A 5,037-nucleotide genomic window follows, 5' to 3' on the forward strand; every position below is an offset into this window, starting at 1 on the left:
AGAAGCCGAACAGGAAGAAGTCGAACTGCTCCAGGAAGTTGCCTGCCGTCACGCGTAGCACGGCGGATGCCTTCGATTGCCCGGGGGCCAGCGGGGGTGAGGAGGGATGCATCGAGTTGTCTCCAGAAATTTTGAACTTGCGGTGTTCGGGCGATTTGTTGTTTGTCGAATATTCGCCCGAACCACATGAAACGATAAGTGCTATTTTCGAAACGATTGATGTCCGTTTGTTATCAGTGTCAGGGAAGCGCTCAAGCTACAAAGCGGCACTGGGACGCGGGCGTTCGGGTGTCCATATTGCGCCCCCGGTTCAGGTGATCGTCGATTTCCGCCGCGCATCCGAGCATGCGGGGATAAAGGAAGATCGTAAACGCGGCAGTTTCCAGATCGGTCTTGGTCAGTTCACCACGTCGCAGCGGCTGCCACAGCATCTTCAGCAGCAGCGCTGCGATCACCGCATCGACGTTGACGCAATAGACGTTGCGGGACACGCCGGCATCGAACAACGCCTGCACAAGTTCGCGATAGAACGCATGGAACACGTTGTATTCCCCGCGCTTCTCGCACAGGTCCGCGATGAACACTTCGCGCGGGTCGTTGTTGACCGGCCTGTCCTTGAAAACGGGATGGTTCACGCCCGGCAGCTTCGCGATGTCGAGGCTGCCGGCATGCTTCTGCCGGGCTTTGTACTGCGCATACCGCTCGACCGAGCGCTCGGCCAGCGAGCGCAGGTCCACACCATTTGCAGGGTCGGAAGGATCGGCGAGGCCGCTGTCCCCGAACGCTTCGATCAAGAACGCGATGCCCTCATAGCCGTTACCGCCATGCGTGTAGCCGGTATGCGTGAGAAAGCCGACCAGCGCCTTGTTCAGTTGCACTCGCTCTGGACTTTCCGGGCCGTCGGCCGATACCGCGCCTTTCGCACCCTGCGCCGAGATGGCTCCTGGACCGTTGGTGAGCAGCAGACCGACGAGCGTCTTGAAAGCGAACAGATCGTCGGGCCCGGGCTCGACGTTGAACAGCGCGGCAAAGCAGATTTCCGTGAGGCTGTGTTTGTTCAGCAAAGCTTGCGTGGTAAAGCCGCAGAAGCCGTCTGGACGGTGTCGCGAGGCGTCCGCCGATGCGCCGATCAGCGTCCCGAACAGGATGGTCCACCAGGGCAGGCTTTCGGCCGTAACGCGCGAGATGCGCTTGCGCATCAGCGGTCCCCATGCGAGCGTCGCGGTGATTGCGGCCAGTACCGCGTCGGCCGTCGGGTGATCAGGCTGAGACGCGAGCCAGCGGACGAGGACCGACTGTGCCCCACGCTCGGCGAGTCCCGCGAGCATCGCCTCAGCGCGCGGATCGCTTGAGTCTTCGAAAAACGGCTCGCTGCCGCTTGCGTCGATCCGGGCGATGTCGAAGTTCTCATCGAGCGCGCTCGTAAGGCCGGCTGCCGAGAAGTGATCGATCATCCATTTCGCGGCATCCCGAGCCGCTCGCTGGCGATTCGGTCCGATGATCGAAGCCGCGGCGGCCAGGATCGCGTTGGGCGCGTTTCCGGCCTCGCGAGCGGCTTGCGCCGCCGCGAGTTCCGGCGTTCCGTGCAGATTGACGAACGCGGCGATCGCGACATCGATGAGCTTCTCGTCGTTCCCGCCGCCGAACTCGTGAAGCAGGGCAAGGCTGACGTTCGCTTCGAGCGAATGCGTCGCTGCGTCGAGCATTGAGGCGCCATGCAGGCTGCTGACCTGCGTTTTCGCATCCATCTGCGAAGCGCCCGATGCGTCCTTGAGCGCCTGACGCGGCGCAATCGCCCCGACTTGCCGATTAACCTGCAAGACCTGCTCGTCATAGGGGGCGACCGCACCGACCACGGGAATCGCAAGGCCGGACGGAAGCTGGATGCCCTGGTCGGAGCCGAACCACGGCTTGAGCGCGAGACTGCCTTCGGGCTCGAAGTCGGGCATCGTCGCGTTGGCGCGCATCACGGCAGTCAACGCAGCCGGGATATGCGCGATGTTCGTGACGACCGCGCCCCTAGCCGAGCAGCACGGATCGTCGAGCGTGAAGAGCCGGTCCACGCCGAACTTCTCCATGAACCAGCGTTCCTTGGCTTGCGCGTCGTCGGAGCCGCCGGACATCGCGCCCGCATGGCCGACCGCTCGCGTCAGTCGGCTCTTCCATCGGCCCACCACGCAGGCGACCACCGGTTTCGTGAAGGCCGCATCGGCCTCGTAGTAGCCGCCTGGTTCGCAATAGAGCACGGCGGCCTTGCTGCGCGCATCATTGGCGAGCGCAAAGGCAAATTCCGGTGCGGCATAGTGGATGTAGACGTCCTTGCCGCTTGAGATGACAGTCGACGTGCCCCAGCCACTCATGCGCAGGTACTGCGCGATTGTCGTGCTAAAGCCGCCGGAGTTCGAGAAGATGGCGATCGATCCCTCGCGCAATGAATCGTCCGGACTATCGCCGCCGAGTGCTCCGCCGATTCTCACGCGATTCCACGAGTCGGCGACGCCGAGCCCGTTTGCCCCGAAAATGTCGATGCCCGCTTGCTGCCCCATAGCGCGAATTTCGCGAGCGTCGTGCACGGCGATCTTCTCGGTGATGATGAAAATCTTCTTCAGATCGGGATTGACGCGGATCAGTTCGGCGACGCCGTCGCGGGCTGCCGATGGCGGTAGATAGACCACGCCGCAGTTGAACCGGTGCCCCGCTTCCAGACCCTCGCGGACGTTGTTGTAAACCGGAATATCGCCGATAGATGTGGCGAGCACTTGGCCGCCCTTGCCCGGCGCCGTGCCGAAGACAATATTGCCGCCTGAGAATGCATGACTGACGGGGGTCACGTCCGAGGACTCACCGCCCAGGATGTTAAGTACGCACACGCGATCGTCGCGCGTGGCGATCTGCGCGAGCGAGTTGACGCCAACGAAATATTTGAACTGGTTGCTGGTTTGCTTGTACATGTCGCTCTCCTCAGGCTTGAGCCGTTTCGGTTTCGGTTTCGGTCGCGGGCGCACCGATCCGTGCCGCGATCTCGGCTCGCCCGCCGGCGCGCATCCACGCATCTGCCTGCCGTGCGTACTGGATGACCTCACTGATGTCGGAATCGAATCCGAACAGCCGGTACGGCAGGCCGAGCGAGTCGCATGTATCCCTCAGCGCGGCCATCCCTCGCACGAGGTTCGGCCCTCCGCGGCCGAGCACCACGTAAAGCGGCGTTGGCCCATGCTCACTGAAGTGTTCGCGAAGAGCATCGGCCATCGCTCGCAGCGTCTCGAAGATGTCGGTGTTATTCGACTTGCCGCCGATGATGAAAAGCACATTCGACTGCTTGAGCCAGTGCCTGAAGCAGATTCGGGCCACTTCCTTCATCTTCGCGTAAGGCGGATTGCCGCCGAAATCCGACGAGATGATCGCGGCGTCGCCGAGCATTTCAGTCACGAGCGAATTGGCGCCGCCTCCGAAGGTCGGCGCGAGGATTGTTCCCTTGTCGTTGATCACGTACACGTCGCTCTGCCCCTGGTGGGTGCGAAGCTGATTGATCTCCTGTTCGAAATCGGAGTAATCCGCGGAGAACAGATGAGGCGGCAATCCGAGGCGCGCCCAGCGTGGATCGTCGCGATCGAAGCCGCACTTGAAGTCGCAGGCAACCGGCGTGAGGCGTCCGTTCTTGTCTTCGCGCATGCGGATCGGATTCAGTTCCAGCGTAGTCATGCCGAAGTCGTGAAAAAGCTCCCAGAGTTTCGGCAACTGCTGAACCAGCGGCGAGATGATTTCCTTCGGCGCACCGATCTCGCTAAGCGCATTCGCGACGACGAACGCCTTCAGGCCGGTCAGCGCATCGAACGGCACCATCGCCACATGCTTCGGATCGACCTCTTCGATGTCCATGCCGCCCATGTGCGAAAGCGTCATGGTCGGCGCGCGAAAGCGGGTGGAATCGGTGATCGAGAAGTAGACCTCGTGTTTGGCCGGGACGCCAGCTTCGAACGTCACGCCATTCGCCTTCGCTTTCAGGTGCCCGACCGTGTGCTCGGCGAAGTACAGCCGTTCCTTTTCGGCCAGCGCTGTCTTCAGATCGGTCGCGCGGCCCAGCAAGCCCGCCTTGCCCTTCTTGCCGACTCCGCCCTTGAAGACCGGCTTGATGAAGATCTGACGATGACGATCGATCATCGTCTTGATTTCCTCCTCGCTGGCGCTCGGGCCGAGGATCTCACTCGCTGGGAATCCGACGAATTGCAATAGGCGCGCGCCGTGCAACATACCGGTGATTTGCATGAAGTTGTCTCCTGAAGGGCATTGCGTTGACAAGAACGGGTGTTCGGATTGGTCGTAAGGTGAAAGCGCCAGTTGACAAGCGGCCGCGACGCCAACTGCGTTCGGATACCGTGGCCTGATGTGTGTTGAGTTGACCGGTGCTCGAACCGGCTGGGGCGTGAAGCTACGCGGCCCGAGGGGCGATCGTTAGCCGCTCCGGGGGCGCCTTGCGTCGTACATAGCCTTGTCTCCTATGCGTTTTACTTTCGTTCTGATCTCGCTGGGATCTTGAGTACAGATACTCACGCAAACGGGGCTACGCGATAAGTGCATTTTTTCGAAGTATTGATGTTCTGCGGTTATCAATGTACCTGGACGAAACGTGGCATCACCGCCATGTTCCTCTCCGCTGCCTGTCGTGGCAGTCGAGTCAGGGGTCCAATCTGTGAAGTGACTTCAGTTGATGGTCCGCTGTGGGTGAATGAAGCGACATTCGACGTTTGCCAAAGACTGTTGTCAAAGAGAGTGAACCAAATCGTGGGAGGCCAATTCGCGCCGCTCGGCGTGCACTCGGCCAGTTTGCAGCTGCAGAAGTCTTGGTCAATACGGCAAGTTTCTTAACCGAGAATTCTTCGTTGAGAACAGCAACTCTGATCTGTGCCAGGCAGTACGCTCCCTCGTCCGTCGATCGCATTTGTTGCTGCTTCGCCATGCGATGGCTGACCACCAGGTTCACCGCGGACTCGGCAATGCTGCTGCTGATCGGTAGCCCTTTTTGATATCGCATGCCAT

The 5,037-nt window shown here is 61.0% G+C and carries 2 protein-coding genes and 1 pseudogene; all 3 read right to left on the reverse strand.

Going from position 1 to position 5,037, the window contains the following annotated elements; all coding sequences use genetic code 11:
* Positions 1-251 precede the first annotated feature (251 nt).
* On the reverse strand, positions 252-2,951 hold the full coding sequence (locus WCA53_RS30150) for a CoA-binding protein (protein ID WP_423920003.1): 2,700 nt from the start codon (positions 2,949-2,951) through the stop codon (positions 252-254).
* 10 nt (positions 2,952-2,961) lie between these two features.
* Positions 2,962-4,266, reverse strand: coding sequence for an ATP-grasp domain-containing protein (locus WCA53_RS30155; protein ID WP_423920006.1), 1,305 nt, complete (start codon positions 4,264-4,266; stop codon positions 2,962-2,964).
* Positions 4,267-4,675: 409 nt separating this feature from the next.
* A pseudogene (locus tag WCA53_RS30160) lies at positions 4,676-5,037 on the reverse strand (hypothetical protein); the annotation flags it as partial.

It is taken from the genome of Caballeronia sp. (assembly GCF_049581465.1).
In the GTDB taxonomy this organism is placed as follows: domain Bacteria; phylum Pseudomonadota; class Gammaproteobacteria; order Burkholderiales; family Burkholderiaceae; genus Caballeronia.

Excerpts from the sequence above, each read along its gene's own strand:
- WCA53_RS30150 (WP_423920003.1), bottom strand. The coding sequence starts at position 2,951 with ATGTACAAGCAAACCAGCAACCAGTTCAAATATTTCGTTGGCGTCAAC.
- WCA53_RS30155 (WP_423920006.1), bottom strand. The coding sequence starts at position 4,266 with ATGCAAATCACCGGTATGTTGCACGGCGCGCGCCTATTGCAATTCGTC.